Source organism: Saltatorellus ferox (genome assembly GCA_007751475.1).
Taxonomy (GTDB): domain Bacteria; phylum Planctomycetota; class UBA1135; order UBA1135.
Genome location: CP036434.1, coordinates 5,588,044 through 5,614,694 on the forward strand (window position 1 = coordinate 5,588,044; position 26,651 = coordinate 5,614,694).

General features: G+C 67.7%; 23 protein-coding genes and 1 tRNA gene. 13 read left to right on the top strand and 11 right to left on the bottom strand.

The window, feature by feature from the left end:
• From Poly30_RS20070 to Poly30_RS20095, 6 genes are all read left to right on the top strand, one after another.
• Positions 1 to 1,236 carry an NADH:ubiquinone reductase (Na(+)-transporting) subunit B gene (locus Poly30_RS20070; RefSeq protein WP_145201423.1) on the top strand — a complete coding sequence of 412 codons (1,236 nt, stop codon included), beginning with the start codon at positions 1 to 3 and terminating at the stop codon, positions 1,234 to 1,236.
• Positions 1,223 to 1,984, top strand: a complete 762-nt coding sequence (locus Poly30_RS20075; protein ID WP_145201426.1) for a Na(+)-translocating NADH-quinone reductase subunit C — start codon at positions 1,223 to 1,225, stop codon at positions 1,982 to 1,984. Before Poly30_RS20070 ends, Poly30_RS20075 begins: the two co-directional genes overlap by 14 nt.
• Positions 1,985 to 2,025: 41 nt before the next feature.
• Positions 2,026 to 2,649 carry an NADH:ubiquinone reductase (Na(+)-transporting) subunit D gene (locus Poly30_RS20080; protein ID WP_145201429.1) on the top strand — a complete coding sequence of 208 codons (624 nt, stop codon included), beginning with the start codon at positions 2,026 to 2,028 and terminating at the stop codon, positions 2,647 to 2,649.
• Positions 2,649 to 3,266 (top strand): NADH:ubiquinone reductase (Na(+)-transporting) subunit E, encoded by a 618-nt coding sequence (nqrE, locus tag Poly30_RS20085; RefSeq protein WP_145201432.1) that lies wholly within the window; start codon positions 2,649 to 2,651, stop codon positions 3,264 to 3,266. Before Poly30_RS20080 ends, nqrE begins: the two co-directional genes overlap by 1 nt.
• A gap of 62 nt (positions 3,267 to 3,328) precedes the next feature.
• The gene (nqrF, locus tag Poly30_RS20090; protein WP_145201435.1) at positions 3,329 to 4,558 is read left to right on the top strand and encodes an NADH:ubiquinone reductase (Na(+)-transporting) subunit F; all 1,230 of its coding nucleotides are present in this window, start codon (positions 3,329 to 3,331) and stop codon (positions 4,556 to 4,558) included.
• 318 nt (positions 4,559 to 4,876) lie between these two features.
• Positions 4,877 to 5,857 carry an FAD:protein FMN transferase gene (locus Poly30_RS20095; RefSeq protein ID WP_419190410.1) on the top strand — a complete coding sequence of 327 codons (981 nt, stop codon included), beginning with the start codon at positions 4,877 to 4,879 and terminating at the stop codon, positions 5,855 to 5,857.
• Here Poly30_RS20095 and Poly30_RS20100 read toward each other — a convergent pair.
• Entirely contained in the window at positions 5,826 to 6,593 is a 768-nt protein-coding gene (locus Poly30_RS20100) for an N-formylglutamate amidohydrolase (RefSeq protein WP_419190411.1), read from the bottom strand. The two genes, Poly30_RS20095 and Poly30_RS20100, sit on opposite strands and share 32 nt — an antisense overlap.
• Before the next feature lie 75 nt (positions 6,594 to 6,668).
• Here Poly30_RS20100 and Poly30_RS20105 point away from each other — a divergent pair, with 75 nt between their 5' ends.
• From Poly30_RS20105 to Poly30_RS20115, 3 genes are read left to right on the top strand one after another with little or no spacing between them, the layout of a single operon-like run.
• Entirely contained in the window at positions 6,669 to 7,415 is a 747-nt protein-coding gene (locus Poly30_RS20105) for a C39 family peptidase (RefSeq protein ID WP_145201444.1), read from the top strand.
• Positions 7,412 to 8,896, top strand: a complete 1,485-nt coding sequence (locus tag Poly30_RS20110; RefSeq protein ID WP_145201447.1) for a RimK family protein — start codon at positions 7,412 to 7,414, stop codon at positions 8,894 to 8,896. Before Poly30_RS20105 ends, Poly30_RS20110 begins: the two co-directional genes overlap by 4 nt.
• Entirely contained in the window at positions 8,893 to 10,221 is a 1,329-nt protein-coding gene (locus Poly30_RS20115) for a carboxylate-amine ligase (protein WP_145201450.1), read from the top strand. The genes Poly30_RS20110 and Poly30_RS20115 overlap by 4 nt, the downstream gene beginning before the upstream one ends.
• Before the next feature lie 551 nt (positions 10,222 to 10,772).
• Here the strand turns inward: Poly30_RS20115 and Poly30_RS20120 are convergent.
• Complete coding sequence (locus Poly30_RS20120; protein ID WP_145201453.1) at positions 10,773 to 11,015, bottom strand: hypothetical protein; 243 nt, start codon at positions 11,013 to 11,015, stop codon at positions 10,773 to 10,775.
• Positions 11,016 to 11,032: 17 nt separating this feature from the next.
• On the bottom strand, positions 11,033 to 11,419 hold the full coding sequence (locus tag Poly30_RS20125) for a hypothetical protein (RefSeq protein ID WP_145201456.1): 387 nt from the start codon (positions 11,417 to 11,419) through the stop codon (positions 11,033 to 11,035).
• A 189-nt stretch (positions 11,420 to 11,608) separates the two neighbouring features.
• On the opposite strand from Poly30_RS20125, the gene Poly30_RS20130 reads away from it, so the two are divergent.
• The 3 genes from Poly30_RS20130 to pgi all read left to right on the top strand — a co-directional run bounded on the left by Poly30_RS20130 (position 11,609) and on the right by pgi (position 15,502).
• Positions 11,609 to 12,886, top strand: coding sequence for a dicarboxylate/amino acid:cation symporter (locus Poly30_RS20130; protein ID WP_419190412.1), 1,278 nt, complete (start codon positions 11,609 to 11,611; stop codon positions 12,884 to 12,886).
• Entirely contained in the window at positions 12,886 to 13,752 is an 867-nt protein-coding gene (locus Poly30_RS20135) for an LOG family protein (RefSeq protein WP_145201462.1), read from the top strand. The genes Poly30_RS20130 and Poly30_RS20135 overlap by 1 nt, the downstream gene beginning before the upstream one ends.
• A gap of 97 nt (positions 13,753 to 13,849) precedes the next feature.
• Complete coding sequence (pgi, locus tag Poly30_RS20140) at positions 13,850 to 15,502, top strand: glucose-6-phosphate isomerase (RefSeq protein WP_145201465.1); 1,653 nt, start codon at positions 13,850 to 13,852, stop codon at positions 15,500 to 15,502.
• Between the two features lie 206 nt (positions 15,503 to 15,708).
• Here pgi and Poly30_RS20145 read toward each other — a convergent pair.
• The 8 genes from Poly30_RS20145 to Poly30_RS20180 form a co-directional block, all read right to left on the bottom strand.
• A tRNA-Met gene (locus Poly30_RS20145) sits at positions 15,709 to 15,782 on the bottom strand.
• Positions 15,783 to 15,850: 68 nt separating this feature from the next.
• Positions 15,851 to 18,727 (bottom strand): hypothetical protein, encoded by a 2,877-nt coding sequence (locus Poly30_RS20150; protein WP_145201468.1) that lies wholly within the window; start codon positions 18,725 to 18,727, stop codon positions 15,851 to 15,853.
• Between the two features lie 68 nt (positions 18,728 to 18,795).
• Positions 18,796 to 19,386 carry a shikimate kinase gene (locus tag Poly30_RS20155; protein ID WP_145201471.1) on the bottom strand — a complete coding sequence of 197 codons (591 nt, stop codon included), beginning with the start codon at positions 19,384 to 19,386 and terminating at the stop codon, positions 18,796 to 18,798.
• A complete protein-coding gene (locus tag Poly30_RS20160; RefSeq protein WP_145201475.1) occupies positions 19,383 to 21,089 on the bottom strand; it encodes a type I 3-dehydroquinate dehydratase in 1,707 nt (568 codons plus the stop codon). The genes Poly30_RS20155 and Poly30_RS20160 overlap by 4 nt, the downstream gene beginning before the upstream one ends.
• A complete protein-coding gene (locus Poly30_RS20165) occupies positions 21,086 to 22,003 on the bottom strand; it encodes a DUF2520 domain-containing protein (protein WP_145201477.1) in 918 nt (305 codons plus the stop codon). Before Poly30_RS20165 ends, Poly30_RS20160 begins: the two co-directional genes overlap by 4 nt.
• Positions 22,000 to 23,001, bottom strand: coding sequence for a 4-(cytidine 5'-diphospho)-2-C-methyl-D-erythritol kinase (locus Poly30_RS20170; protein WP_145201480.1), 1,002 nt, complete (start codon positions 22,999 to 23,001; stop codon positions 22,000 to 22,002). Before Poly30_RS20170 ends, Poly30_RS20165 begins: the two co-directional genes overlap by 4 nt.
• Positions 23,001 to 24,407 (bottom strand): pantoate--beta-alanine ligase, encoded by a 1,407-nt coding sequence (gene panC, locus Poly30_RS20175; RefSeq protein WP_145201483.1) that lies wholly within the window; start codon positions 24,405 to 24,407, stop codon positions 23,001 to 23,003. Before panC ends, Poly30_RS20170 begins: the two co-directional genes overlap by 1 nt.
• Positions 24,404 to 25,267, bottom strand: coding sequence for a CDP-alcohol phosphatidyltransferase family protein (locus Poly30_RS20180; RefSeq protein ID WP_145201486.1), 864 nt, complete (start codon positions 25,265 to 25,267; stop codon positions 24,404 to 24,406). Before Poly30_RS20180 ends, panC begins: the two co-directional genes overlap by 4 nt.
• A 103-nt stretch (positions 25,268 to 25,370) precedes the next feature.
• Between Poly30_RS20180 and eno the strand changes: the two genes are divergently transcribed.
• Positions 25,371 to 26,639, top strand: coding sequence for a phosphopyruvate hydratase (gene eno, locus Poly30_RS20185; RefSeq protein ID WP_145201489.1), 1,269 nt, complete (start codon positions 25,371 to 25,373; stop codon positions 26,637 to 26,639).
• Positions 26,640 to 26,651 lie beyond the last annotated feature (12 nt).

A 26,651-nucleotide genomic window follows, 5' to 3' on the forward strand; every position in this document is an offset into this window, starting at 1 on the left:
ATGAAGTTCCTACGCAACACGCTCGACAAGGTCGAGCCGCTCTTCCACAAGGGCGGAAAGCTCGAGAAGCTGTACCCCGCCTACGAGGCCGCGGACACCTTCCTCTACACGCCGGGGCACAAGACCGCCTCGGGTCCCCACATCCGTGATGGCATCGACCTGAAGCGCATGATGATCATGGTGGTCATCGCGCTCATCCCGGCGACGCTGTTCGGCATGTGGAACGTCGGATTCCAGCACTACCGCGCGACGGTGGACTGGAACGCCGCGCCGCTGGACCCGAACATCCTCTCGATGCTCTTCTACGGAGCGCTGAAGTTCCTGCCGGTCTACGCGGTCACGATCGCGGTCGGTGGCACGATCGAGGCGATCTTCTCGATCATCCGCAAGCACGAGATCAACGAGGGCTTCCTCGTCACGTCCCTCTTGTTCCCGCTGACCCTGCCGCCGGACATTCCGCTCTGGCAGGTCGGCATCGGCATCGCGTTCGGCGTGATCATCGGCAAGGAGATCTTCGGCGGCACGGGGATGAACATCCTCAACCCGGCGCTGACGGCGCGGATCTTCCTGTACTTCGCCTACCCGGTGGAGATCTCCGGTGACCGCGTGTGGATCTCAGGCGCAGGCGTGCCCGCGGGCACCGAGGGCGCGTGGATCGACGGTGCGACCGGCGCGACGCCGCTGGGCTACTTCGCGTCCAACGGCGCGGCCACCGACGCGATGGCCCAGGCGAACGAACTCGGTATCTCCTGGTTCGACGCGTTCATGGGCTGGATCCCCGGCTCCATGGGCGAGACCTCGACCGCGATGTGCCTCATCGGCGCCGCGGTCCTGATCTTCAGCAAGGTCGGCAGCTGGCGCATCATGCTCAGCTGCGGTCTCGGCATGGTGCTCTTCACCCTGCTCCTGAACGCCTTCGCTCCGGCCGCCGAAGCCGGCGCCGCCAGCCACTACATGACGCTTCCGCCCCACTGGCACTTCGTCATCGGCTCCTTCGCCTTCGGCTCCATCTTCATGGCCACCGACCCCGTCTCCGCCGCCCAGACCAACACGGGTCGGTGGATCTACGGCTTCATGGTCGGCGCGCTGACCGTTCTCGTCCGGGTGCTCAACCCCGCCTACCCCGCGGGAATCATGCTCGCGATCATCTTCATGAACGTGTTTGCCCCGCTCATCGACCACTACGTAATGAAGGCGAACATTCGCCGTCGGGAGGTGCGCCTTGGACTTCAGTAACAAGTACGTCATCGGCTTCGCCGTGGGCATCTGCGTCGTTTGCTCGGCGCTCGTTTCCTTCTTCGCCGTCTCCCTGGGCGCACGTCAGGACGCAAACAAGGTCCTCGACCAGCAGCGTCAGGTCGTGACGGTGGCCGGCCTGGCCGCACCGGGCGAGGCGCTGACCCAGGAGCGCGTCGACGAGATCTTCAAGGACATCCAGCCCCGCGTTATCGATCGAAAGACCGGCGAGTACATCGACGTTTCGGTCGAGGACGTGGATCCCATTCGCATGGCGAAGGACCCCGAGACGTCCGAGGAGACGCCCGAGGCCTTCAAGGGCGCTCAGATCGCACGCCTCCCCGACCAGCTCGAGGTCTTCGAGGTCACCAAGCCCGGCTCGGAGTCCATCGTGCTCCCGATCCACGGCAAGGGCCTCTGGTCGACCATGTACGGCTACCTCTCCATCAAGCGCGACCTCTCCGGCGTCGTCGGCATCACCTTCTACAGCCACGGCGAGACGCCGGGCCTCGGCGGTGAGATCGACAACAAGGCGTGGCAGGCGAGCTGGATCGACCGCGCCATCTACGACGCGGAAGGTGACGTCGAGCTCGGCGTCGTCAAGGCGAACGCACCGCGAAACCCCGACTACCAGGTCGACGGGCTCTCGGGCGCCACGATTACCACGAAGGGCGTCGACGCCACCATCAAGCTCTGGCTCGGTCCCGCCGGCTACGGCCCGTACCTCCAAAGGATCCAAGGCAACTGATTCGCAGGGGCCACGGAGTTCGCTCCGCCCCCACTTCCATCATGGATAAGAAAACCAAATCGATCCTGCTCGACCCGCTGGCCGAGAAGAACCCGATCACCCTCCAGGTGCTCGGGATCTGCTCTGCCCTCGCGGTGACGACCAAGCTGGAGACCGCGCTCGTGATGAGCGCCGCCGTGACGTTCGTGCTCATCTGCTCGAACGCCATCATCTCGATGCTGCGGAACAAGATCCCCGGCAGCATCCGCATCATCGCCCAGCTCGCCATCATCGCCTCGCTGGTGATCGTGGCGGACCAGATCCTGAAGGCGTTCCTGTTCGACGTCTCCAAGGGCCTCTCGGTCTACGTCGGCCTCATCATCACCAACTGCATCGTCATGGGCAGGGCCGAGGCCTTCGCCATGGGCAACCCGCCGGGCAAGTCCGCGATCGACGGCTTCGCCAACGCGATGGGCTACAGCGTCGTGCTGATCTACGTGGCGCTCTTCCGCGAGCTTCTCGGCTCGGGCAAGGTGCTCGGCTACACGGTCTTCGCCAGCGTCCGTGACGGCGGCTGGTACGTCCCCAACGGCCTCATGGTTCTCGCCCCCGGCGCGTTCTTCCTGATCGGGTTCCTGATCTGGGTCCAGCGCTCCCTCACCCCGACCCTTCAGGAGGCCGAGTAGTGGATCTCATCAACCTCGCGCTGAAGGCGATCTTCGTCGAGAACATCGCCCTCGCGTTCTTCCTGGGGATGTGCTCGTTCCTGGCCGTCTCGAAGAAGGTAGACACCGCCATGGGCCTCGGACTCGCGGTCGTCTTCGTTCTCACGGTGACGACGCCGCTGAACGCGTTCATCCAGAACTACGTCCTCAAGGAGGGCGCACTCGCCTGGGCCATGGGCGAAGAGGCCGCGTCGAAGTACGACCTCTCCTTCCTCGGGTTCATGACCTTCATCGCGACCATCGCAGCGACCGTCCAGGTCGTCGAGATGGCGATCGACAAGTTCGCGCCCGCGCTCTACACGGCGCTCGGCGTGTTCCTCCCGCTCATCGCCGTGAACTGTGCGATCCTGGGATCGTCGCTCTTCATGGTCGAGCGCGAGTACGACGTCGTCGAGTCCGCTGTGTTCGGTTTTGGTTCTGGCGTCGGATTTTGGCTTGCGATCATCGCTCTGGCCGCGATCCGCGAAAAGCTCAAGTACAGCAACGTCCCGCCAGGCCTCCGCGGCCTCGGGCTCACCTTCATGGTCGCCGGTCTGATGGCCATGGGTTTCATGATTTTCGGGGGGATTCAGCTCTAGGGAGAGCCGAGCCGATGTCCTCCGACAGGCTTCGGTTCAGCCATCACTAGCTACCAACAACCATGTCTACATTCTTCCTAGGCGTCGGCGCATTCACCCTGGTTGCGCTCTTCATCGTCAGCATCCTTTTGATCGCGCGGTCCCAGCTGGTCTCCAGCGGTGCCGTCAAGATCATCGTCAACGGGGACGAGAGCAACCCGATCGAGGCGAAGGCTGGCGGTACGCTCCTCGCGACGCTCGCCGATCGCAAGATCTTCATTCCGTCGGCCTGCGGCGGCGGTGGCACCTGCGCCCAGTGCCTCGTGACCATCAGCGAAGGCGGCGGCGACCTCCTCCCCACCGAGGAAGGTCACATCACCCGCGGCATGGCCAAGGAAGGCTGCCGCCTGTCCTGCCAGGTCAAGGTGAAGAACGACATGCGGATCCGCGTGCCGGACTCGGTCTTCTCCGTGAAGAAGTGGGAGTGCGAGGTCGTCTCGAACGGCAACGTCGCCACCTTCATCAAGGAGTTCAAGGTCCGCCTGCCGAAGGGCGAGAAGATCGACTTCACGTCGGGCGACTACATCCAGATCGAGATCCCGCCCCACGACATCCAGTACAAGGACTTCGACGTGGAGACCGAGTACCGCGGCGACTGGGACAAGTTCAACCTCTGGCAGTTCCGCTCCAAGACGGACGAGATGGTCGAGCGCGCCTATTCCATGGCCAACTACCCGGCCGAGGGGGACGACATCGTCATGCTCAACGTCCGGATCGCGTCGCCGCCGCCGCGCATGCCCGACGTTCCGCCGGGTAAGGGCAGCAGCTACATCTTCGCGCAGAAGCCCGGGGACAAGGTGACCGTCTCGGGCCCGTTCGGCGAGTTCCACATCAAGAAGACGGACCGCGAGATGATCTTCATCGGCGGTGGCGCTGGCATGGCGCCGCTGCGGAGCCACATCATGCGGATGCTGGAGACCGAGAAGACGGACCGGAAGATGTCCTACTGGTACGGCGCCCGTTCGCTCCGCGAGATGTTCTACGTCGAGGACTTCGATCGTCTCGCCAAGGAGAACGACAACTTCCAGTGGCACGTCGCGCTCTCGGAGCCGCAGCCCGAGGACAACTGGGAGGGCTACACCGGCTTCATCCACCAGGTCGTTCTTGCGGAGTACCTGTCGAAGCACCCGGCGCCCGAGGAGTGTGAGTACTACCTCTGCGGTCCGCCGATGATGAACCAGGCCGTTCTCAAGATGCTCGATGACCTCGGCGTCGATCCGGAGATGATCGACCTCGACGACTTCGGTGGATAGAGGTACCCCCAGGGGGGGCACCTCTACCCACCTCAGATATTCATGGGACATCCGCTGACGCGGATGTGCCGTGGGGGGTCTCGGGCCTTGCGGCTTGTGCCCATGTCGGCTGGCTCCTGCCTGGGGGCTGGCCGTTCTTTTTTGGCTTCACCCCGGCGCGTCCCGCTCTTCGTCCATGGGTCGATTGTCTGTCCTCGCCTCTGTCCGTCCGTTGGCCCTGTCATGAATCGATTCTTCGTTGCTGCTGGTCTTGTCCTGGCTTCGTCCTGTTCCAGCGAGGTGGAGACCTCTGGGTTTGTCTCCCTGGGTGGGAAGTGCATGGGCACTTCCTGGTCGGCGGTGGTTGAGGTGCCTCGCGGGACGTCTGGAAAGGGGCTTGGGGGGCTGATTCAAGGACGGCTCGACGCGGTGGATCTCGCCATGAGCACCTGGAAGGAAGGGAGCGATCTCAGTCGGTTCAATCGTGCTGGGGCCGGAGACGAGGTGGCGGTTGGCCAGCTCACCCTCGACGTCATGGCGCTTTGTGGCCCCCTCGTCGAAGTCACCGGTGGGGCTTTTGACCCTACCGTTCGGCCGCTCGTCGAGGTTTGGGGGTTTGGCTCCTACGACGACGTCGAGGATCCCTCCCCGGAGGAGATTCAGGCGGCGCTGGGCCTCGTGGGGTGGGGCGGGGTCGAGGTCCGCGACGGGGCTCTGGTGAAGGCTCGGGACGGCATCGAGGTGGATCTTTCGGCCGTCGCCAAGGGGTATGCGGTCGATCTCGCGGCGGCGGCTTTGGTCCAGGCCGGCGCTTCCCACTTCTTGCTCGAGTGCGGCGGCGAGATGGTCCTTCGCGGCAAGAACACCTCCGGCGAGATGTGGCGCGTCGGGATCGACGATCCCCTGCTGCCCGAAGGTGCGGATCCCCTCTCCCCCATGAACTTTGCGCCACGGCCGCCTTTTGCCCGGCTCTCCCTGACGGGCAGCGCGGTGGCGACCAGCGGCGATTATCGCAACGTTCGCAAGGTCGAGGGTCGGATCGTCGCGCACGCCATCGATCCGAGGACGGGGCAGCCGATCGATCACGACCTCGCTTCCGTCACCGTGGTCGCCGATTCTTGCGCGCGGGCGGATGCCCTGGCGACCGCAGCGCTCGTGCTGGGGCCCGACAGGGCGCTTGCGCTTCTGGAATCCGAGGCTGGCGTCGAAGGCTACTTGCTGACCCGGGTTCGCGAGGGCGAGAAAACGACCCTCGCCGTCACCATGACCCCGGGGATGGAGGCGCTCGTCATGCCTCCGATTCCCGGCCAAGGGAAGTGAGGACCGCGGCCGTGAAATCGGCCTGGAGTGTGGTCCAGAAAGCTCGGCCCGCGTCGGAGTGGTCCTGGGCGAAGGCTTGGGATATCTCCAGTTCGATCCCTGCGTAGAGATCGTCGGGGTAGCGCTCACGCAGGACGAGCGCGATGCAGTCCGACGTGCCGAGGTAGGGCTCGTTCCAGCGAGTCCTGAGGTCCGGGCGCCTCGACTGGAGCGCGTGCTGGAGACGCTCGGCGAAGGCCCGCTCCCTCGGCCGGGCCGGGTCGAAGAGAAGGCCAACATCGACGTCGCGAACGACCCCGTGGAAGACCGGCGTGAACGAGTGAGCCGCAAAATGGAGGACCGGCCGTCCCTCCGCGATCGGGGCCTCGGCGGCAGCCAGGACGCGGTCGCGGTGCGGCTTCCAGAAGAGCTCGATCGCCTCCCGCTGACGATCAACAGGCATCGCACGGCTGAACTCGGACAGCCGCTCGGGGTGGTCCGCCGAACGGTTCGTATCCACGAGGAGCCGCGTCACCGGCTGGACGATCGGCTCCACGCCCAGGGCGGAACCGAGGGCCTTCCCGTAGTCGAGCGAGCCGAAATCGATCCCCCTGTGCGAATCCAGGATCGGCTCCGGCACCGTGAAGACGTCCGAGAACGCCTCCGGAATCTCACGGCCCGCGTGCTCGCAGGACACCACGATGGCCGGCGCTCTGGCCAGGACCGGCGGAGGGCCGGCGGAAGGATTCGATCCCACGGAAGATTCGACCCAGGATTGGGTATTCGGTTGATGACGCTGGAGTGATTCGACACTACATAGCGCGCAACGCACATGAAACACCGCCTCGAGATCGATATTCAGAACCAGCCCGATCTCACGACCTGCGGGCCGACCTGCCTGCACGCCGTGTATCGGTACCACGGTGACGAGCAGTCTCTGGAGGAAGTGATCAGCCGTGCGCCGCGCTTTGCAGAAGGGGGCACGCTGGCCGTTCTGCTGGCCCTCGACGCGCTCCACCGCGGCTACACCGCCACGATCCACACGTTCAACCTCGCCGTCTTCGACCCGACCTGGTTCCTGGACGGCACGACGGACCTCGTGACGAAGCTCGAGGAGCAGGCCCGCCGCAAGGCCGACAACCAGAAGCTGGCGATGGCCACCCGGGCCTACGTCGATTTCCTGAAGGCGGGCGGCAAGATCACCTGGGGTGACCTCACCGCCAAGCTGCTGCGCAAGCACCTCAGGGCCGGGCACCCCCTGCTGACGGGCCTGAGCTCCACGTACCTCTACCAGGAAGCCCGCGAGCGCCTCGACGACGGTGAACCCGACGACGTCCTGGGGGTCCCCGCGGGCCACTTCGTCGTCCTCTCCGGCTACAACCAGAAGACGAAGACCGTCACCATCGCCGACCCCCTCGGCGACAACCCGATCGGTGACGACCACCACTACTCCGTTCCGATGACACGAGTCATCTGCGCGATTCTCCTGGGAGTTCTCACGTACGACGCCAACTTCCTCATCATCTACCCGCAGTCCGAAGACTCGTCCGGATCCCCGTCACCCGCGCCCCCGACATGACCCATTACCTCGCCGTCGTCGACGACCCGAAGGACTGGCCGCTCGACTCCCCTGGAGTCGACGTCCTCGCCGCTGACGACTACCTAGCGAACGATCCGATCGCGCGCCGCCCGCGCACGCGCGTGATCAATCTCTGCCGCTCGCTCCGCTACCAGACCAAGGGCTACTACGTGTCGCTCCTGGCCGAGGCCAGGAAGCAGCGTCCGCTCCCGACGGTCAACACCGTCCAGGAACTGAAGTCGGCCGCGATCCTACGCGGGGTCTCCTCGGACCTCGACGACCTGATCCAGAGCCAGCTCAAGCCGCTCGTCGGCGATTCGTTCGAGCTCAGCGTCTACTTCGGCCGCAACGTGGCGAAGCGCTACGACCCGCTGGCCGCCGCGATCTTCCGCGCCTTCCAGATCCCGCTCATGCGAGCGCACTTCAAGTGGAAGGCGAAGGCGAAGAGCTGGACGCTCGCTGGCATCGACGCTCTCGAAGCAAAGGAAGTCCCGCCGGAGCACGGCGAACTCGTGGCCGAGGCGCTCGCTGACTTCGTCGCGGGCCGCTCTCCGCGCCCCAGGCGCAAGCCGGTGGCGCGCTACGACCTCGCGATCCTGCGCGACGAGGACGATCCCGATCCGGCCTCCGATCCCAAGGCGATCCAGAACTTCGTCAAGGCCGGGGAAGCCGTCGGCTTCGCGGTCGAGGTCGTCGACCGCAACGTGTACTCGCGAACGGCGGAGTTCGACGCCATCTTCATTCGCGATACGACGGCGATCAACCACCACACCTACCGCATCGTGCTCAAGGCGAAGGCAGAAGGGCTCGTCGTGATGGACGACCCGGACGCCATCATCAAGTGCATGAACAAGGTGTTCCTCGCCGAGCTCATGACGAAGAACAAGATCGCGAGCCCGAACTCGATGATCGTGACCAAGCGCAACGCGGACCAGGTGCTGAAGCAGCTCGGCCTCCCCTGCGTCCTCAAGCAGCCCGACAGCGCGTTCTCCGCCGGCGTCTCGAAGGCGTCGACGCCCGAGGAGCTTCGCGAGGGCCTCGACCGGCTCCTCAAGAAGTCGTCGCTCGTGATCGCCCAGGAGTTCCGCCCCACCGACTTCGACTGGCGTATCGGCGTACTGGACGGCCAGCCGCTCTACGCCTGCAAGTACTACATGGCGGGCAAGCACTGGCAGATCGCCCACCACCACGGCACGGGCGGCTCACCCGACTACGGACGCGTCGAGGCGCTGCCCGTCGAGCAGGCGCCCGGCGCGGTCCTCGACATCGCCGTTCGCGCGGCCATGCTCTACGGCGACGGCCTCTTCGGCGTCGACGTCAAGGAGATCGACGGCAAGCCCGTCGTGATCGAAGTGAACGACAACCCGACGATCGACGCGGGCGACGAGGACGGCGTCCTCGGCGAAGAACTCTACCTCCGGATCATGCGCCACCTCATGGCGCGGGTCGAACAGAAGAAGCGTGCAGGGAAGGTCCGATGACTCCAGAACCCACATCATCCAAGGGCGAAGCCCCCAAGGTCCTCGCCCCGGAGGGCCCCCTCGCACTCGGCTCGGCCTACGGCATCGAACTCGAGTACATGATCGTCGACCGGAAGACGCTCGCCGTCCGTCCGATCGCCGACCAGCTCCTCTCCGTCGTCAGCGGCGGTGAGCCGGTCGACTTCGAGGAGGGCATCGTCGCCTGGTCGAACGAGCTCGTCCTGCACGTGATCGAGCTGAAGACCAACGGTCCGACGCCGAGCCTCGCGGGCTGGGCCAGCGCCTTCCAGGCCGCGGTCACGCGCATCAACGCCGAGCTGGAGCCCATGGGCGCCATGCTGCTGCCTGGCGCGATGCATCCCTTCATGGACCCGGCCCATGAGACCGTGCTCTGGCCCCACGACTACGGCGAGGTGTACCGCACCTACCACCGGATCTTCCACTGCTTCCGGCACGGCTGGGCGAACCTGCAGAGCACGCACATCAACCTGCCGTTCGCGAACGATGCGGAGTTCGAGCGCCTGCACGCGGCCATCCGCGCGCTCCTGCCGCTGATGCCCGCGATCGCGGCGAGTTCCCCGGTCGTCGAAGGCGTGGTGACCGGCGTGCTCGACCGCAGGCTCGACGTTTACTGCACCCACCAGTCGAGGATCCCGGAGGCGATGGGCCTCGTGATCCCCGACACCTACCTCGACCAGGCCGAGTACGACGAGAAGATCTTCGTGCCGCTGCGCAAGGCGGCGGCGGCGCTCGATCCGGACGGTCTCCTGGTTCCGGAGTTCCTGAACGCGCGCGGCTCGATCGCGCGCTTCCAGCGCGGTGCCATCGAGATCCGCGTGCTCGATATCCAGGAATCGCCGCGCATGGACCTCGGCGTGGCGCTGCTCGTCACGAGCGTCGTCCAGGCCCTGGCGGAGGAGCGCTGGGCCCCCATCGAGATCCTGCACGCGCTCGAAACCGAGGATCTGCGCAAGACGTTCGACGCGTGCATCGCGAGCGGCGGGGAGGCGATGATCGAGGACTCGGTGCTGCTGACGGCGCTGGGCCGCGGTGGTCCGATGACGGCGGCAGACGTCTGGCGCGAGCTGCTGGAAGAGGTGCGCGGGAAGAGCGCTGCCTGGAAGGAACTCGGCCCGTCGATCGAGGTCATCCTCGACCACGGGCCGCTGGCGCGAAGGCTGCTCGCTGCGCTCGGCGAGGCGCCCGACCATGAAAGGATCGAACTCGTCTGGCGGCGGCTCAGCGGTTGCCTCGCCGACGGAGAGGCCTTCCTTCCGGCCCCTGCGATCCCGGCTGGCGGTCCATCCGGCCGCGGCGACGGCTGAGGCCCTTTTCACGCTCACCGGGAGCGGCGTCCCCGCGTCGCTGCTCGGTGCGTGCGCCGCGCCTGCGAGCGATCTTCCGCACGGTCATCTGACGGCGGAGCTGGCCCAGCTCTGCCGCGTCGAGCTTTCTATCGCCGTCCAGGTCGAAGCGCTGAATGAGGGCCTCGATCAGGCGCGGTCCGCGCTCCTCGTTTGAGGCCGAGGGACGACGACCGTGAGGCGCTGACTCCTCCGAGGCGGGTCGTTTAAGGCGGACCTCTTGACCCTGCCGGCCTTCCACCTGGGGCCCGCGCTGGAGCTCTCGCTGGGGCCCTCGCTGGGGCCCTCGCTGGGGCACGGCCGAAGCCAGCGAAAGCGAAGCGGACGAGATCAGGACAAGGGCAAGTGTGCGTCGAAACATGGCGGTTCTCCGTGGTGATTCAGGATGTTCGCGGCGGAGGACTTCTGCCGCCGACAGACTCTGAAACGCACGAGCCCCCCCAACGTTTCGCACGCAGGGGGGGCTCGGTCGCGGATGGAACAGACTGGGTTGCCAGCGGTCGATCAGCGGCTCACGTCGTCGCTTTTTGGCGCAGTCGATCCCTCTCGGCCTTGCGCTTCGCGAGCGCCAGGAGCTCTTTCCGCGCATCGCAAACGGGCGCGTTCTGCATCTCGCAGAGACAGTCGGCCAGGGACTCGCCGTCCGGTCCGACGCCGCCGCACGATCCGGACAGAGCCTTCCCACGGAGGAGCCCGACGGCCATCGCGGCGACGCCGATGCCCATGAAGAGGAAGACGAGGAGGAACGTATCCATCAAATGGGCCCCCTGGCCTACTTGCCCGCGATCTCGAGAGTCGCGACCTGGATCTTGCCGTCGGCGGTGCGCTCACCGGCCACCGTACCCTGGGTCTTCTGGTTCGCGGGGACACCGCACCACTCCATGTTGTTCAGCCCGTGGTCCTTCGGGTTGGCGATCTCCAGCCACTCGTCGCCCACGGCCACGTAGTTGCCGCAGTGCCCGACCGAGTCGATCTTGCAGCCGCAGCGCAGCTCGCGGGTCGCGGACTCGATGGCCACCGTCTGGGCCTTCGGGGCGCCCGCCGCAGGGGACGCCGTCTCAGCTCCGGCGGCTGGGCCGGCTTCGGTGCTTCCTTCGGAGGCGCCACAGCTGAGAACGGGGAGGATGAGAGCGAGAGGCAGAAAGAACGTCTTGAGCATGGGGTGGGTCCTGGGGGCGGTCGCCGGGGTGTGAGATCTGTCCATTGTCCGGGGAAGACAGAGGATGCCCCACAGGATAGCGGCTAGGCGCCGAGCCTGCCTTCTCAGGAGGGCATGATCCCTGACTGGCGGCGCTCGCCCCCGCTCCGTACCCTCCATGGGCTTATGGGTACATGGTTCAAGATCGATTTGTGGAAGCGCGTCATCGCGGCGCTGTTCCTGGGCGTGGGCGCGGGCCTGGCACTCCGCTACGGAATGGGCCCCGAAACGAGCGGCGCGTTCGCCATCAAGTGGATTGGCTGGCTCGGGGACCTGTTCCTGCGGATGATCAAGATGCTGATCGTCCCCCTCGTGTTCTTCACCCTCGTTTCGGGCGTGGTCGCCATGGGAGATCCCAAGCGACTGGGGTCCCTCGGCGGCAAGGCGCTGGGCATGTACTTCGGCACCACGGCCATCGCGGTCTGCCTGGGTCTGCTGATGGGGACGATCCTGAAGCCGGGAGCGAGTCTTTCGCCGGAGATGTTCGATCTGGTGGATGCGAGCGCGATTCAGTCCAAGGCCCAGGCCGCCGAGGCGGCGGGCGGCATCGTCGACCGCCTGCTGAACATCGTCCCCACCAATCCCTTCGAGGCGCTGGCGAACGGCGACATCCTCCAGGTGATCTTCTTCTCGATCCTCTTCGGCGTAGGCATCCTGCTCGCGGGCGATGCTGGCAAGCAGGTCGGCAGCTTCTTCGACAGCGCGGCCGAGGCGATCATGAAGGTCACGGTGATCGTGATGGAGATGGCGCCCTTCGGCGTTTTCGCGCTGATGACCGTCGTGATGGCCGACAAGGGCCTCGGCATCCTGCAGAGCCTCGGACTCCTCACCATCGCGCTGTACCTCGCCTGCGTGCTCCACATCATCATCACGTACGGCGGGATCATCAAGGTGCTCCTGCGGCTGCCGCTCAAGCCCTTCATCCGCGGCATCAGCGACGCCCAGGCCGTCGCCTACTCCACGTCATCGTCAGGGGCCACGCTGCCGGTCACGATCACCTGCGTCCACGAGAACCTGGGGATCGACAAGTCCGTGGCCTCGTCGGTGCTGCCGCTCGGCGCGACGATCAACATGGACGGCACGGCCATCTACATCGGTCTCGTGGCGCTCTTCGGCGCGCAGGCCCTCAAGCTCGACGTCACCTTCAGCCAGTACGTGCTCGTCGCGGTCATGGCGACGCTCGTTTCGATCGGTGCTGCGGGCATCCCGTCGGCGGGCCTGCTGCTCTCCGCCGCCGCGCTGACCCAGGTCGGCGTCCCCGAGGAGAAGGCGATCTTGATTATCGGCTTCATCTATCCTTTCGATCGCCTCCTCGACATGATGCGCACGCTCACGAACGTGACGGGCGACGCGGCGGTCGCCACCGCGGTCGGCAAGTGGGAAGGCGCCATGGACGAGGCGGTCTACCTGGCAGACGATAGGTACTGATGGCATCGTCCGAGCCCTCGAGCGATCGAGCCATACTCCTCAACAGCCCGTCGTATCGGCAGGCCGACCAGGATCCGGAATTCCTGGCGCACGGACATACGCGCGGGGTTCGGCTACACCTCGACTACCTGAAGGCGCAGCTCCTCCTGGAGGAGCACGGGATCCAGCACACGATCGTCGTCTTCGGGAGCACGCGGATTCCCGACCCCGAGATGGCACGGCGGTCGCTCGACGAGGCCCGCGCGGCCCACGCGTCGGCGCCGGATGACGAAGGACTCGAGCGGAAGGTGGCCGTCGCGGAGCGGCTACGAGCGAAGAGCCGTTACTACGATCTCGCGCGGGAATTCGGGCGGCTCGTGAGCGTCGCGTCGGGTGGCCCGGACGACTGCTCGGTCGTGATCGCCACGGGTGGAGGGCCCGGCATCATGGAAGCCGCCAACCGTGGAGCCTTCGACGTGGGGGCCAAGTCGATCGGATTCAACATCACCCTGCCCCACGAACAGTTCCCGAATCCCTACATCACGCCAGGCCTCTGCTTCCGCTTCCACTACTTCGCCATCCGCAAGCTGCACTTCCTCCTGCGGGCGAAGGCGCTGGTGGTCTTTCCTGGCGGCTACGGCACGCTGGACGAGCTGTTCGAAACGCTCGCCCTGATCCAGACGCGGAAGATCGAGCCGGTCCCCGTGGTGCTGATCGGAAGGAGCTACTGGCGCGAGATCTTCAACGTGGACTTCCTCGTGGATGAAGGCGTGATCGACGCGGAAGATCGAGACCTTTTCTGGTTCGCAGAAACGGCGAAGGAAGCCTGGGATGGGATCCTTCTCTGGCACGAGAGCGCCGGTACGCCGCCCTGCGTGACGCCCTGACCCTTGCATACGACATGGCGAACTCCCCACCTTGGCGAACCCGAACGATCCCCGCCCCACGACTGGAAGCCCACAGCGCTTCGCACGGAACCAAAGCATGAGCCAAGAATCCAACCAAGCGACCCCCATCCAGAAGGGCCGGGCCTGGACCGCCCTTGCGGCCCATTGGAAACAGATCGAGCCGCTCCACCTGCGCGAACTCTTCGCCAACGACCCGAAGCGCAGCGAGCGCCTCAGCCTCGAGGCGGCCGGGATCTTCCTCGACTACTCCAAGAACAGGATCACGGACGAGACGCTGCGACTCCTCGTGCAGCTCGCCGAGGAAGCCGGGCTGCGGGCGCGCATCGACGCGATGTTCGCGGGTGAGAAGGTCAATCCCACCGAAGATCGCCCGGCGCTCCACGTCGCGCTCCGCGCGCCGCGCGGCGCCGTTCTCACCGTCGACGGTGAGAACGTCGTGCCCGGGGTGCATGGGGTGCTGGACCGGATGGGCGAGTTCTCGAACGAGGTTCGAAGCGGAGCGTGGAAGGGGCACACGGGCAAGCGCATCAAGAACGTGGTCAACATCGGCATCGGCGGGTCCGACCTGGGCCCGGTGATGGCGTTCGAAGCGCTGCGCCACTACGCGGATCGCAGCCTGACCTTCCGCTTCGTCTCGAACGTCGACGGCACCGACTTCGCCGAGGCGACGATCGATCTCGATCCCGAGGAGACGCTCTTCATCATCGCCTCGAAGACCTTCACGACTCAGGAGACCATGACGAACGCGCACACCGCGCGTGAGTGGTGCCTCGCCGGCATGGGCGGTGACGCCAAGGCCATCGCGCGTCACTTCGTGGCCGTGTCGACGAGCGCCAAAGAGGTCGCCGCCTTCGGCATCGACACCGCCCACATGTTCGGCTTCTGGGACTGGGTCGGCGGCCGCTACTCCATGGACTCGGCCATCGGCCTTTCCACGATGATCGCCATCGGCCCGGAGGCGTTCGCCGAGATGCTGGAGGGATTCCACGGGATGGACGAGCACTTCCGCACGGCCCCTTTCGAGCGCAACCTCCCCGTTCTGAAGGCCCTGCTCACCGTCTGGTACACGAACTTCTTCGGCGCAGCGACGGTGGCGATCCTGCCCTACGAGCAGTACCTCAAGCGCCTGCCCGCCTACCTTCAGCAGCTGACCATGGAGAGCAACGGCAAGCACACCACGCTGGCCGGCGAACGAGTCGGCGTCGACACGGGCCCGATCTACTGGGGCGAGCCGGGAACCAACGGCCAGCATTCGTTCTACCAGCTGATCCACCAGGGCACGCGCCTGGTCCCCGCGGACTTCATCGCCTTCGCAAGGCCCTTGAACGCGCTCGGGGACCACCACGATCTCCTGATCGCCAACGTCTTCGCCCAGACCGAGGCCTTGGCGTTCGGCAAGACCCGGGCCGAGGTCGAAGCAGAGGGCGTTCCCCCAGACCTCGCGCCGCACCGGGAGTTCGACGGCAACCGCCCAACGAACGTGATGCTGTTCGAGCAACTGACGCCCACCGCCCTCGGCCAAATCATCGCGCTCTACGAGCACGACGTATTCACCCAGAGCGTGATCTGGAACATCGACCCCTTCGATCAGTGGGGCGTCGAGCTGGGCAAAGTCCTCGCCAAGAAGATCGTGCCCGAGCTGGTGAGCCAAGAGGAGCCTTCCCTGGAGCACGACGAATCCACCAACGCTCTGATCCGGCGCTACCGGTCTCTCCGCGGCCGGAAATGACCCCCTCCCCGTGACGGACCACGCCAACGCCCCCAGAACAAGGTCCCCACGCCCCTGACCCAAGCAGCTCCTTCAGGGGGGGCCCCGGGGGGGATCCTCCCCCCCCGAAAATCGCTCCATCCGCGTCAGCGGATGGGCCAGAGACACCTAAATCCAAAAGAAGAGAGGCTCGTTCCGTCAGGAACGAGCCTCTCTTCTTTTGGATTTAGCGGGGGCAGGATTCGAACCTGCGACCTCCGGGTTATGAGCCCGACGAGCTACCAGGCTGCTCCACCCCGCGTCGCTGGCGAGGAGTATAGGGAAGCAGGGAGGGGATGCAAGGGGTGGGTCCGAGAAGTTGATGGGAAATCAACGGCGGCCGGACGTACTGACGATCTTCCACACCGAAGCTGCCCGCTCCGCGTCCACCTCTTCGAGCTCCTCGCGCATGACTGCGCTCGTCGATGCACTGGCGACGGCGGCGAGTAGCTCGGGCTCCAGGTCGTCGCCCTCCAGCATCGACGCGATTTGTAGAGCGCCTTCCAGGTCGGCGAGGCGCACGTCCGCCGAGTCCGTCGACCAGGTGGGTCTTTGGAGAAGGTTCATGCAGAGGTTCGCCGAGCGCTGCGCCCGGGATCGGGATCGGCCCGAAAAGGGGTCCGCGGCCAGGACCAGTTCGGTGAAGAGGCGGATCGTGGGCGCGGGGATCGCGGAGAGGTCGGGCGCGGTTTCTGGCGAGATGAGGCGCTCGATTCTCTGGAGCGCGGCGTCCGGTTTGTTCAAGGCGCGCAGGAGCGACACGCTTTCCAGCGTGATCGCCGAGGGCGTCCATCCGAGGACCGGCGCGTTCGCCAGGGCGAGGTCGAAGCCTGCCATGATCTCGGAGAGCTTTCGGTCCTGGTCGGCCGCGCTCGTCGGGGTGACTCCGGCTTCAGCGGCGGCGCGGGTCAGGTCGGCGCGCATCAAGGAACGAAGGAGCGCGAGGGACGGCTGATCCTTCTCGGCCACGGAGGGGCCCGCCTGCGAACTGAGATCGTGCAACTTCAGGGCCAGCGGATCTGGGCCGGAGAAGTACGTCGACATGGGACCCGGCATCACGAGACGAAGCTCCAGCGCGCGCAGGATGATCCAGGTCAAGGCGCGCGTGCGCTCCACCTGGGGCTGCAGGGCGGCCACATCGACGCTCAACATCAGGTCCAATCCCTCCCGCGTCCGGATCGGCAGGAGCGCGTCCGAGGGCTCGGTCAGCGAACCGGGGCCCGCGATCATGTAGGCGGAACGGGCCCTGAGGGTCGGGCTGGAAACGGAGAGCGCGCGCGCCAGCTTCGCAGACGCAGCGACCAGTTCTTCGCTCGTGGAGGCCAGCTGCGCGAGCGGCGCCAGCGCAGGTGGAGTCCCCTCCTCGCTGGCCACCGGCGGCCCGGGATCCAGCAAACGCTCGAGCGACGCCTTGTCCCCCACCAAACCGAGGAGTTCGGCGAGGCGGATCTGAAGCTCCGGCGACGGCTCTGCGAGCAGGCGCGCCTGGGCCCACCGCGACTCGGTCTTTCGGGGCCTGGCGAGGAGGGCCGGGCGGACGTCTTCGCTGAGGAGAAGCTCGAGGGCGCGGGCGCGGCTATCGAACTTCGGCTCGGCCGCCGCCTCGAACAGTTCGTCGATCACCGCCTCCGCGTTCGCGGTTCCCGGCTCGACCACCGCGATCACCGCGCGCAGGGCGCCGAGGAGCTCGTACTCCAGCTCCGGCGTCTCCATCGAACGCACCAGCGTGACGAGCTCGCGGGCGTCGCTCGCCTGGACCGACAGGGCGAAGGCCTCGGCGGCGGCGCGGCGCACGCGGAGCGGAATTGCGGCGCGGCGGCTCATCCCCTCGGGGCCGACCACCATCGGACGAACGAGTTCGGCGAGCGGGCGCGCCGCCTCCATCGCGACCGACGCGTTCGAGATCGAACGCACCAGATCACTCATGGACGTGATGGCGCCCTGGAGGGCATCGGGATCGAGGGCCCGGACCTCCCCGCGTCGCATCGCACGCTCGAAGAGCTGCGTGGCGAGAGCGAGCGTCTCGCTCCGCGCCGGATCCCCTTCCGGACCCAGGGGCTGGGCGAGGCGCGTGAGGGCTCCGATCATCACCCAGATCTCTTCGCACGAACGCGACTTCGCGCGCTCGGCCACGTCGAAGACGAGTTCGCGGACGGAGCGCACGGCCTCGCCCTTCGGATCCGCGCCCTGGACCAGATCGAGCAGCGTGCGCAGACGCGCGGAAAGCGCCTCTTCGCTGCGCTCCTTTTCCAGCCCCTCGACGAGGGACTCGCGCGCCGCCGCCGGCGCGAGCGTGCCCGCCGCCACCGCCCGGCCGATCGCCCGCGCCGCGTTCGCACGCATCCTCGGGCTCGGCCAGTCGATCAGCGAGTGGCCCAGCCGCGTCGGCGCGAACTCGATCAAGGTCAGCGCGCGCTGTTCGGCCGTGTTCGTCGCCTCCAGAAGCTCATTGCGTCCGGTGCCATCGGGTGTCCGCCCGCGCAGGATCTCCCACTGCGCGCGGAAGGCCGCAGCGTCCTCGAACCAGCGACCGTAGAGCTGATAGAGAGCCGACTGCGCGCTGAGGCGCATCCGCGGCAGAGGATCGAAGGCTCGATCGTTCGGCGGGAGAGGATCGGACGCAGCGTCGACCGCGCCCGGCTCTTCCAGCCAGCGCGCGACCTCCAGCGCATGCGAGACCAGATCGAGCTGGGCGACCACGCGCATCGCCGCGACGCTCAGCTCGGGCGCGGGCGACGCGACGTCGAGGGCGGATGCGATGGCGTCGGTGACCAGCTCGGAGCGCCGGGGATTGGTGAGCGAAAGGCGGATCCAGGAGAGCGCTTCCTTCGAGCGCTCGGCGCGCTGGGTCCGTCGCGCCGTCGACAGGCCAGGCGGCATCGGACGTCCGGCGCGGAGAAGGACGGCGAGGACGAGGTCGGCGCTGGCCGCGCCGGTTTTCTGCTGGGCCGCGGCGTCGAGCTGGGCCGCGTCCAGCTCCGAGATCTCATCGACGAGCAGCGCGATCCGGGCGCGCTGGGCATCGTCGAGCACGTAGGGCGACGCGTTCGACTCCGCGGTGCGGAGGCCCCCGGTGAATCCGTTCGGGAACTCGACGGCCGACTCGGCGAAACGGGCCGACGCATGGACGGGGCTCGCCAGGATCAGGAGCGCACTCCACAGGCACACGCGCTTCGCCGATGGGCCTCTTTGCGCGTGTTTCCCCATGTAATCCACCGTTTGAATCCTAGGGCTTCGATCGGGAAAACCGAAGGGTTCACTTGAGAAGCCCGCGTCTATCCCCGCCAGATTCGTTCGATGCGCCGGGCTATTTCGAGCGGGGACCCGAACTCGACGTCGATGGCTCGACGCGAGACCTCACGGTACAGCGGCGCGCGACGCTCCTGGAGAACGGTGAACTCGTCGTGGTCCAGGGCCTCAGGGCCAGCGTCGTCCGAGCCTGCCCCCGGCGGCGGAACGATCGCTGGCCGCAGTGGAACCGCGCCCGCCGCGCGCCCTCGCTCGTCCCTCGCCACCCTCTCGCGCAGGATCTCCAGCGGCGCGCGAAGCCAGACCGTGAGCGCCTCGGTTCGCAGCAGCCTGCGCGAACGAGGATCCTCGACCGCGCCTCCGCCGGTGCTGACGATCAGCCGTCGCGGCTCGGCCAGCACGGCGGCCAGCTCATCGCGCTCGAGTTCGCGGAAGGCCGGGAGGCCGTGCGCCGCGATCAACTCGCCGACGTGCCCGAACCCGGCCGCCGCCGCGATGCGTTCGTCGAGGTCGACGAACGGCAGGCCGAGGCGGGCCGAGAGTTCGCGCCCGACGGAAGTCTTGCCCGCCCCGCGCAGGCCGACCAGCGCCAGCTTCGTGGAGAGACAGAAGCTCATGGGTTCTGCGAGGACGTCTCGCCGGAAAGCCAGCGGCCAAGCGCATCCCCCATCGCCCGCTGCGCGGCTTCCTCGAGTTCAGGCGTGAGCGTTCGGCCTGCGTACAGGTCCTGGAAGAGGGTTCCGTGCTGGAGCCACGCCTGGAGGAGGAACCAGCGCTCGCCCGAGATCGGAATCGCCCCGGCGGCCGCTGCCCTGCGGAGCAGCGCGGTCTCCCGCGGCCGGTACACCGCGTCGAGGACGGCCACGCCCGGGCGCAGGTGCTCGGCCGGGACCTCGGGCTCCCCGATGCCGTCGGTGCCGAGCGGCGTCGTGTGGACGATGATGTCCGGGCGAAGGTCGCGGTAGGCGTCGCTCCGGAGGTCGGCCGCTCCGACGCCGACGTCCATCGAGGCCGCCATCTCGGTGGCGAGGGCGCGCGCCGCCTCGATCCGGCGGGCCGCGACCGTGACGGCCGCGCCGCGCTTGGCCAGCGCATGCACCGCCGCGCGCGCCGCGCCGCCCGCGCCGATCACGACGGCCGAGAGGCCGGCGAAGTCCTCGGCCACGACGGCCTCCGCGATGACGATGCCGATCGCGGGGGCATCCGTGTTCGACGCGGTGAACCGGCGCTCCGGCTCTGCGTCGAAATAGAGCGTGTTCGCGGCGCCGATGACCGAGGACGCCGCGTCGGCGCCTGCCCCGTGCTCGCCGGTCGCGAGCTCGATCGCCTTCAGCTTGAACGGCGCCGTCACCGACAGGCCGACCCAGCGCGGATGCTGGCGCACGGCGTTGGCGAAGGTCGTGAACGACGTGGGCGCCACGGGGAGGAACAGCGCGTCCGCGCCGAGCGCACGGAGCGCGGCCGCGTGGGTCACCGGGGAGGCGGAGTGCCCGATCGGCCGGCCGCAGACGGCGGCCAGGCGGGTGGCGCGCCCGGGAACGCGGGCCTGGGATCCGTCGCGGCCGCCCCACACGGCGCGCAGGTGCGACACACGAAGCTGGCCGGGCGCGGCGCTGGCGAGCAGCGGCGAGGAGGGTCTTGGCTCCTCGATCCGGGCGGGGGCTGCGTACACAAGGACCGACCCGAAGGCAGGGGCCGCCATGCGTGAGAAGGCGGAGGCGTGGCCGGAGGCGAACGCGATCGTCGAACCCGCGGGCCGGCGCTCCAGCCAGTCGAGCAGCACGATGACGTCCTCCGCGCGCTCGGTGGCGGGGACGATCTTGACGAGGTCGCCGGCCCCGGGCCGGACGAGAGCGTCGAGTTCGTCGGCGACCGCGTCGAGGGAGGCGTCATCGATCGCGGGCAGCTCGCGGTGGGTCGAGAGGATGCGCGGCGTGGCGAGCCCGTCGAGGCGCGCTTCCCCGAGGAGAGCGGCATCGATGTCGAGGTAGGTGACGCCCGCCCCTGCGGCGGCCGCCAGCACGCGGCCACGGTCGGCGGAGCTGCCGCCGTAGGTGCCGAAGCCCTCGCTGCCGTGGATCGCGGCGATCGTCGGGCGGCCCGCGAGGTCGACCAGCGCGCCGAACGCGAGCGCGCCGGGGCCGAGGAGTTCACGCGCCACGTGATCGAGGCGGAACTCGACGACGTCGGCGTCGGCCGCGGCGCCGAGATCGAGCGCCTCGCGGAAGGCGGCGAGCGTTCGGCAGAGAAGGGAGACGACGATCGGGCCGGGAATCGGCCCGGGGGCCGGCGCCGGGGACGGGAAGGCGCTGGACGTCATGATGGATCGGGCGTCTCGGCCGTGGGTTCGTTCAGCATCCGACGCGCGGCCGATTCGACCGCGCGGTAAAGTGGCTCGTTCGGAGTGCCAGCGAGCGCCGCCAGATGGCGATCGACGAGCGCGTCGTCGCCGCGGGCGATCGCGCCGGTGAGCACGCTGGCGCCGCGGTCGCGCAGGACGTTCCGGGCGGCGCTGCGGGCGAGTTCGCCGTAGGCGCGGCGGAAGCGCTCGCGCTCGACGGGATCGGCGCTGGCCATGGCGGCGGCGGCCTGGTCCACGAGCGTCACGACGCCGGTGGCCACCATCGTGGCGAGGGCGTGGTAGCGGGTTTTCTGCTCACGGGCAGCGGAGCGGCTCGGCGCGGCGGGGAGTTCGACCTCGAAGCCGCCCATGGCGCCGACGAGGTCGCGGGCCAGCGCGGTCGCCTCGGCCGTGGTGGCTTCCACGGCGAAGGGCATACCGGCGAAGAGTTCCGGCGCGGGCGCGGCGTCGCCCGAGACGGCGACGAGCGGATGCAGGGAGCCGAGCGCGGTGTCCAAGGACGCGAGCGCGGCGAGCGCGTCCTCACCCGTGCGCGCGCCGCCCGTGTGGAGAATGGCCTGCGGGAACGAAAGGCTGCCCGGCTCCTGGGTGGTGAACTCCGAGAGCAGGAGCTCCCCCACGGCTTCGATGGCGGCGTCCGAAACGGCGACGAGGATCACGTCGCAGTGACGAAGCTCTCCGATCGACGCGGCGGCGCTCGCGCGGCCCTGCACGAGCTGGCCGGATTGGGCGAGCTGGGCCACGGCGGCCGCGGCTTCCAGGCGCCGGGCCCAGACGAGGAGGTGAAACTCGGGGGCGCCGCGGCGGGTCAGCGCGGCAGCGAGCGCCCGGGCCACGGCACCCGCGCCCACGATACCGATGGTCCGGGTCATGGCCGATCCGGGGAATGAAGGACGCGGAGCAGGTGCTCACCCGCCGGTCGATGGACGGAGGCGTGGCGGAAAGCGAGGGAGCGCTCGGCCGCGGCGCCGCGGAGCGCTTCGAGCGCGGACGCGGCCTCGACGGCCTCGTCGAACAGTCCGAAGAAGCTGGAGCCACTCCCCGCCAGAAGAAAGTGTCCGTGGCCCACTCCCTCGAAGAGTGCGCGCCATTCGCCCAGCGCGGGGAACGCGCGAATGGCCGCGGCTTCGAGGTCGTTGAGAAGAAGAGCTCGGGCGGGGCTGGCCGTGGCGGAGAAAAGGTCCGCGGGCCGCACTTCGGCGCCTCTGGGTTCAGCGGCTGCCCGGAGTTCGGCAGCGCTCTTCGGTTCGAGGCCGAGCGCGCCGTAGACGGCGGGCGTGGCGCAGTCGATGGCCGGGGTCAGCAGCGCGACGTGCCAGGGAGGGTCTGCTGCGATGGGTTCCACCGCCTCGCCGCGGCCCGAACTCAGGGCGGCTCCATGGTGGCGGGCCGCAAAGAAGAACGCGCAGTCGGCGCCGATTCGGCCGAGCGATTCGGTCACCGCGGCATCGACGGCCACGCCGCGATCGGGCTGCAGGAGTTGCAGGGTCGCCAGCGCTGCGGCTGCCGCGTCGGCGCTGCCGCCGCCGAGGCCCGCGCGGCTCGGGATGCGCTTCTCGAGTTCGATGAGGAGGGCGACGTCCTCTCGGCCCAGGGCCTGGAGGGCAGCGCGCGCACCGCGGGCCGCGAGGTTCGTCTCGTCGGTGGAGATATCGGGGGAAGCGAAGGGGCCGCGCGAGGTGACCGTGATCGGGGCGCGCTCGCCTGCGCGAGGCGTGCCTGCGACAAGCTCGACCGTGACCTCGTCGACGAGATCCAGGCCGAGCATCAGCGTCGTCAACTCATGGAAGCCGTCCGCGCGCCGACCGTGGATGACGAGGCGCGGGTTCACCTTGGCGCCTGCGGCCACGCTGATCCGGCCCTCGGTCATCAGGCGCCAGCCTGGACGGCGGGAACGGGCGCATCCGAGAGCAGCATGTTGTCGATGAGGCGCACGCCGCCGACCTTGGCGGCGACCAGCGCAACGGCCTCTTCGATAAGGCCAGGCGGCGCGTCGGCGGTCCAGTTCGAGGGGTTGCGGATCTCCGCGTATTCGAGATCGACGCCGGGCGCATCGAGGGCATGGATCAGCATCTCGGTAAGGGTGCTGGCGTCGCGGAGGCCGCCGCGCCAGGCCGCCCGGACCTCCTTGAGGCCGCGCGAGATCGCGAGGGCTTCCGCCTTGGCGTCCTCGGAGAGCAGCATGTTGCGCGAGGAGAGCGCGAGGCCCGCGGCGCTGCGCACGATGTCGCAGCGGACGATCTGGGGGCGGCCACCGCGGTGCGCGGCGAGGGCCTCGACGACGAGGCACTGCTGGAAGTCCTTGGCGCCGAAGTAGGCGCGGGTCGGATCGACCACGTCGAACAGGCGATCGACGATCGTCGCGACGCCCTCGAAGTGGCCGGGACGGAAGGCGCCTTCGAGGCCGAGGGCGGCGGGGCCAGGGTCGAGGAGATGCTCGGGGCGAAGGGCGCCGGCGCTATCGAGTTCGTCCGGAAAGAACTCCGGGAGCGTGCCGGTGAAGACCATCGAACAGCCGACGCCCGCGAGCTTCTTCGCATCCCCCTCGAAGTCGCGGGGATAGCGCTCGAGATCCGCCGGATCGTTGAACTGCAGCGGATTGACGAAGATCGAAACGGCGACGCGATCGTTCTCGGCCGCGGCGCGACGGACGAGGTCGAGGTGACCCTCGTGCAGGGCGCCCATCGTCGGGATGAAGCCGAGGGTGCCGTCGTCGGAGCGGGCGGCGCGGCACCAGGTTCGGGCCTCTTCGACCGAGGTCAGGCGGATGAGGCCGCCGCCGGCCTGCAGCCGCTGGAGCTGCGCGGCCACGGTGACGCCGGAGCGCGGCAGGACGTGATCCGGCGCGATGTCCGCGAGGGGTTCGAGGACGAAGGCGCGCTCCTCCATCCGCGGGTGCGGCAGGACGAGGTCGTGGTTGCGGATCTCGATGGACGCGCCGTCCGCGTCCTCCATGTAGAGGAGATCGAGATCCAGCGTGCGTGGACCCCAGCGCTCTTCGATGGACCGGTCACGTCCGAGGTGGGTTTCGACCTGGCGCAGGGCCTCGAGCAGCGGGGTCGGGCCGAGCGTCGTCTCGACCAGGATCGCGCCGTTCGTGTAGGGGTCCTGGCCGCGGGCACCGACGGGGTCGGTCGTCTTCCAGTGCGAGCGGCGCAGGAGCGTGACGTCGTGATCACGCTCCAGTAGGCTCAAGGCGCGCTTGAAGGTGCGCTCGGGCTCCCCGAGGTTGGCTCCGAGGGCGATGGCTGCGGTGTAGCGCTGGGTCTGGCTCATTGAATCGCGTCGGAGGGAGTCGCGTTGCGGTTCACGGCGGCCTTCCAGATACCGAAGCCCACGTAGCCGAGACCGAAGAGGAAGAGCGACAGCACGGGCGCGAGATAGAGGCCGAGGACGATGAAGACGATCGGGATGAGGCCGCGCTTGGTGCCGTTCCCCGAGATCTTCGTCGCGAGGTGAACGTAGCGGACGCGACTTACCATCAGGAGCGCGAGACCCGGCAGCATCACGAGGACCATCGGAAGGAGGAGCGTTTGCGTCATCGCGGTTCGCCAGGCGAGCGGGATGAACTCCAGGCCCCGCCCGAGCGGGGTAGGCTCGCCCCCCACCGTCTCGATGGCGCCGCCCAGGGAAAGGAACATGAGGATCACGGCCACGAGGGTGCCGGCAGCGGCAGGCGTCGGGAGGCCGTCGAAACCCGAGTGATCGTCTTCCTCGTCCGTGTCGACGTTGAAGCGCGCGAGACGCAGAATCGCCATGAGCGCGAACGCGGCCGCGGCGATGAAGTTGATCCGCGGATGAGCGAGCCCCTCGTGTTCCAGGAGGACCTTGGCGATGATCGCCGGAGCCACGCCGAAGGTCAGGGCATCGGCGAGTGAGTCCAGCTGGGCGCCAAGATCGCTGAAGCTGTTGGTCATGCGGGCGACCTTGCCGTCGAGGGCGTCGAAGATGCCCGCCGCAAGAACCAGCCAGCAGGCCGTCTCCAGGTTCTGCTCGAACATCGCCTGGTCGGCACCTCGGGCCAGCGCGTCGATGGCCTTGGAGATCGCCAGCAGACCCAGCCCGGCGTTTGCCAGGGTCAGGGCGTTCGGGAGCTGGGAGATCTTGCGGGTATGCTTCTTCGAGTCTTTGGCCATGGGGTCGCTCTGGTTCGCCGTTCGGGGCTGGAATTATCCGCGTATCGGCCCGCGAGGGGGCCTGAACAAGGGCGTTATCGGCGGCGCTTGCTAGGATTCCGACATGAGCGAGATCGTTAGCATCCACGGACGGGAGATTTTGGACTCCCGAGGCAACCCCACCATCGAAGCCGAGGTTCTTCTGGCCTCTGGCGCGTACGGCCGCGCCGCGGTGCCTTCGGGCGCCAGTACAGGCATTTACGAGGCCCACGAGCTGCGCGACGGCGAGGGCCGATACGGCGGAAAGGGCGTCCTGAAGGCCGTGGAGGCGGTGAACTCCGAGATCAGCGACCGGCTCGAGGGCGAAGACGCGCTCGATCAGGGCGCGATCGACCGGGCCATGATCGAGCTCGACGGCACCGAGAACAAGAGCCGCCTGGGGGCGAACGCGCTCCTCGCGGTCAGTCTCGCGAACGCCTACGCGGCAGCCGACGAGTGCGGGCTTCCGCTCTATCGATACATCGGTGGAGCCCAGGCGCACGTTCTGCCCGTTCCGATGATGAACATCCTGAACGGCGGCGAACACGCGGACAACAACGTCGACATCCAGGAATTCATGGTCATGCCCATGGGCGCGACCTCGTTCCCTGAGGGCCTCCGCATGGGCGTCGAGATCTTTCACGCGCTCAAGAGCGTATGTAAGGCTCGCGGATTGAACACCGCGGTCGGCGATGAGGGCGGATTTGCGCCCAATCTGGAGTCGAACGAAAAAGCGCTGGAGCTGATCGTCGAAGCGGTCGAGCAGACCGGGCTTCAGCCCGGTCGCGACATCAAGCTGGCGATGGACGCCGCCTCGGCCGAGTTCCACAAGGACGGCAAGTACACGATCGATGGCAAGGCACTGTCCAATGCCGAACTAACCGCTTACTACCAGGGCCTTTGCGAGCGCTACCCGATCTTCTCGATCGAGGATTCGCACGACCAGGACGACTGGGAAGGCTGGCAGGGCATCACAAAGGCCATGGGTGACAAGCTCCAGCTCGTCGGCGACGACCTGTTCGTGACCAACGTCAAGCGACTGCGAATGGGCCTGGAGAAAAAGGCGGGCAACGCCATCCTGATCAAGGTCAACCAGATTGGAACGCTGACCGAGACGCTGTCGACCATTGCCCTCGCCCATCGCCATGGAATGCGCTGCGTGATTTCCCATCGATCCGGTGAAACCGAAGATACGACGATCGCGGATCTGGCCGTGGCGACGAATGCAGGCCAGATCAAGACCGGTGCACCGTGCCGGAGTGACCGGGTGGCGAAGTACAACCGCCTGCTTCGAATCGCGGAGGAACTCGGGGCGAGCGCCCGCTATGGCCCTCGGGATCTGACGCAGGGATAGTTCTCCCCTCCA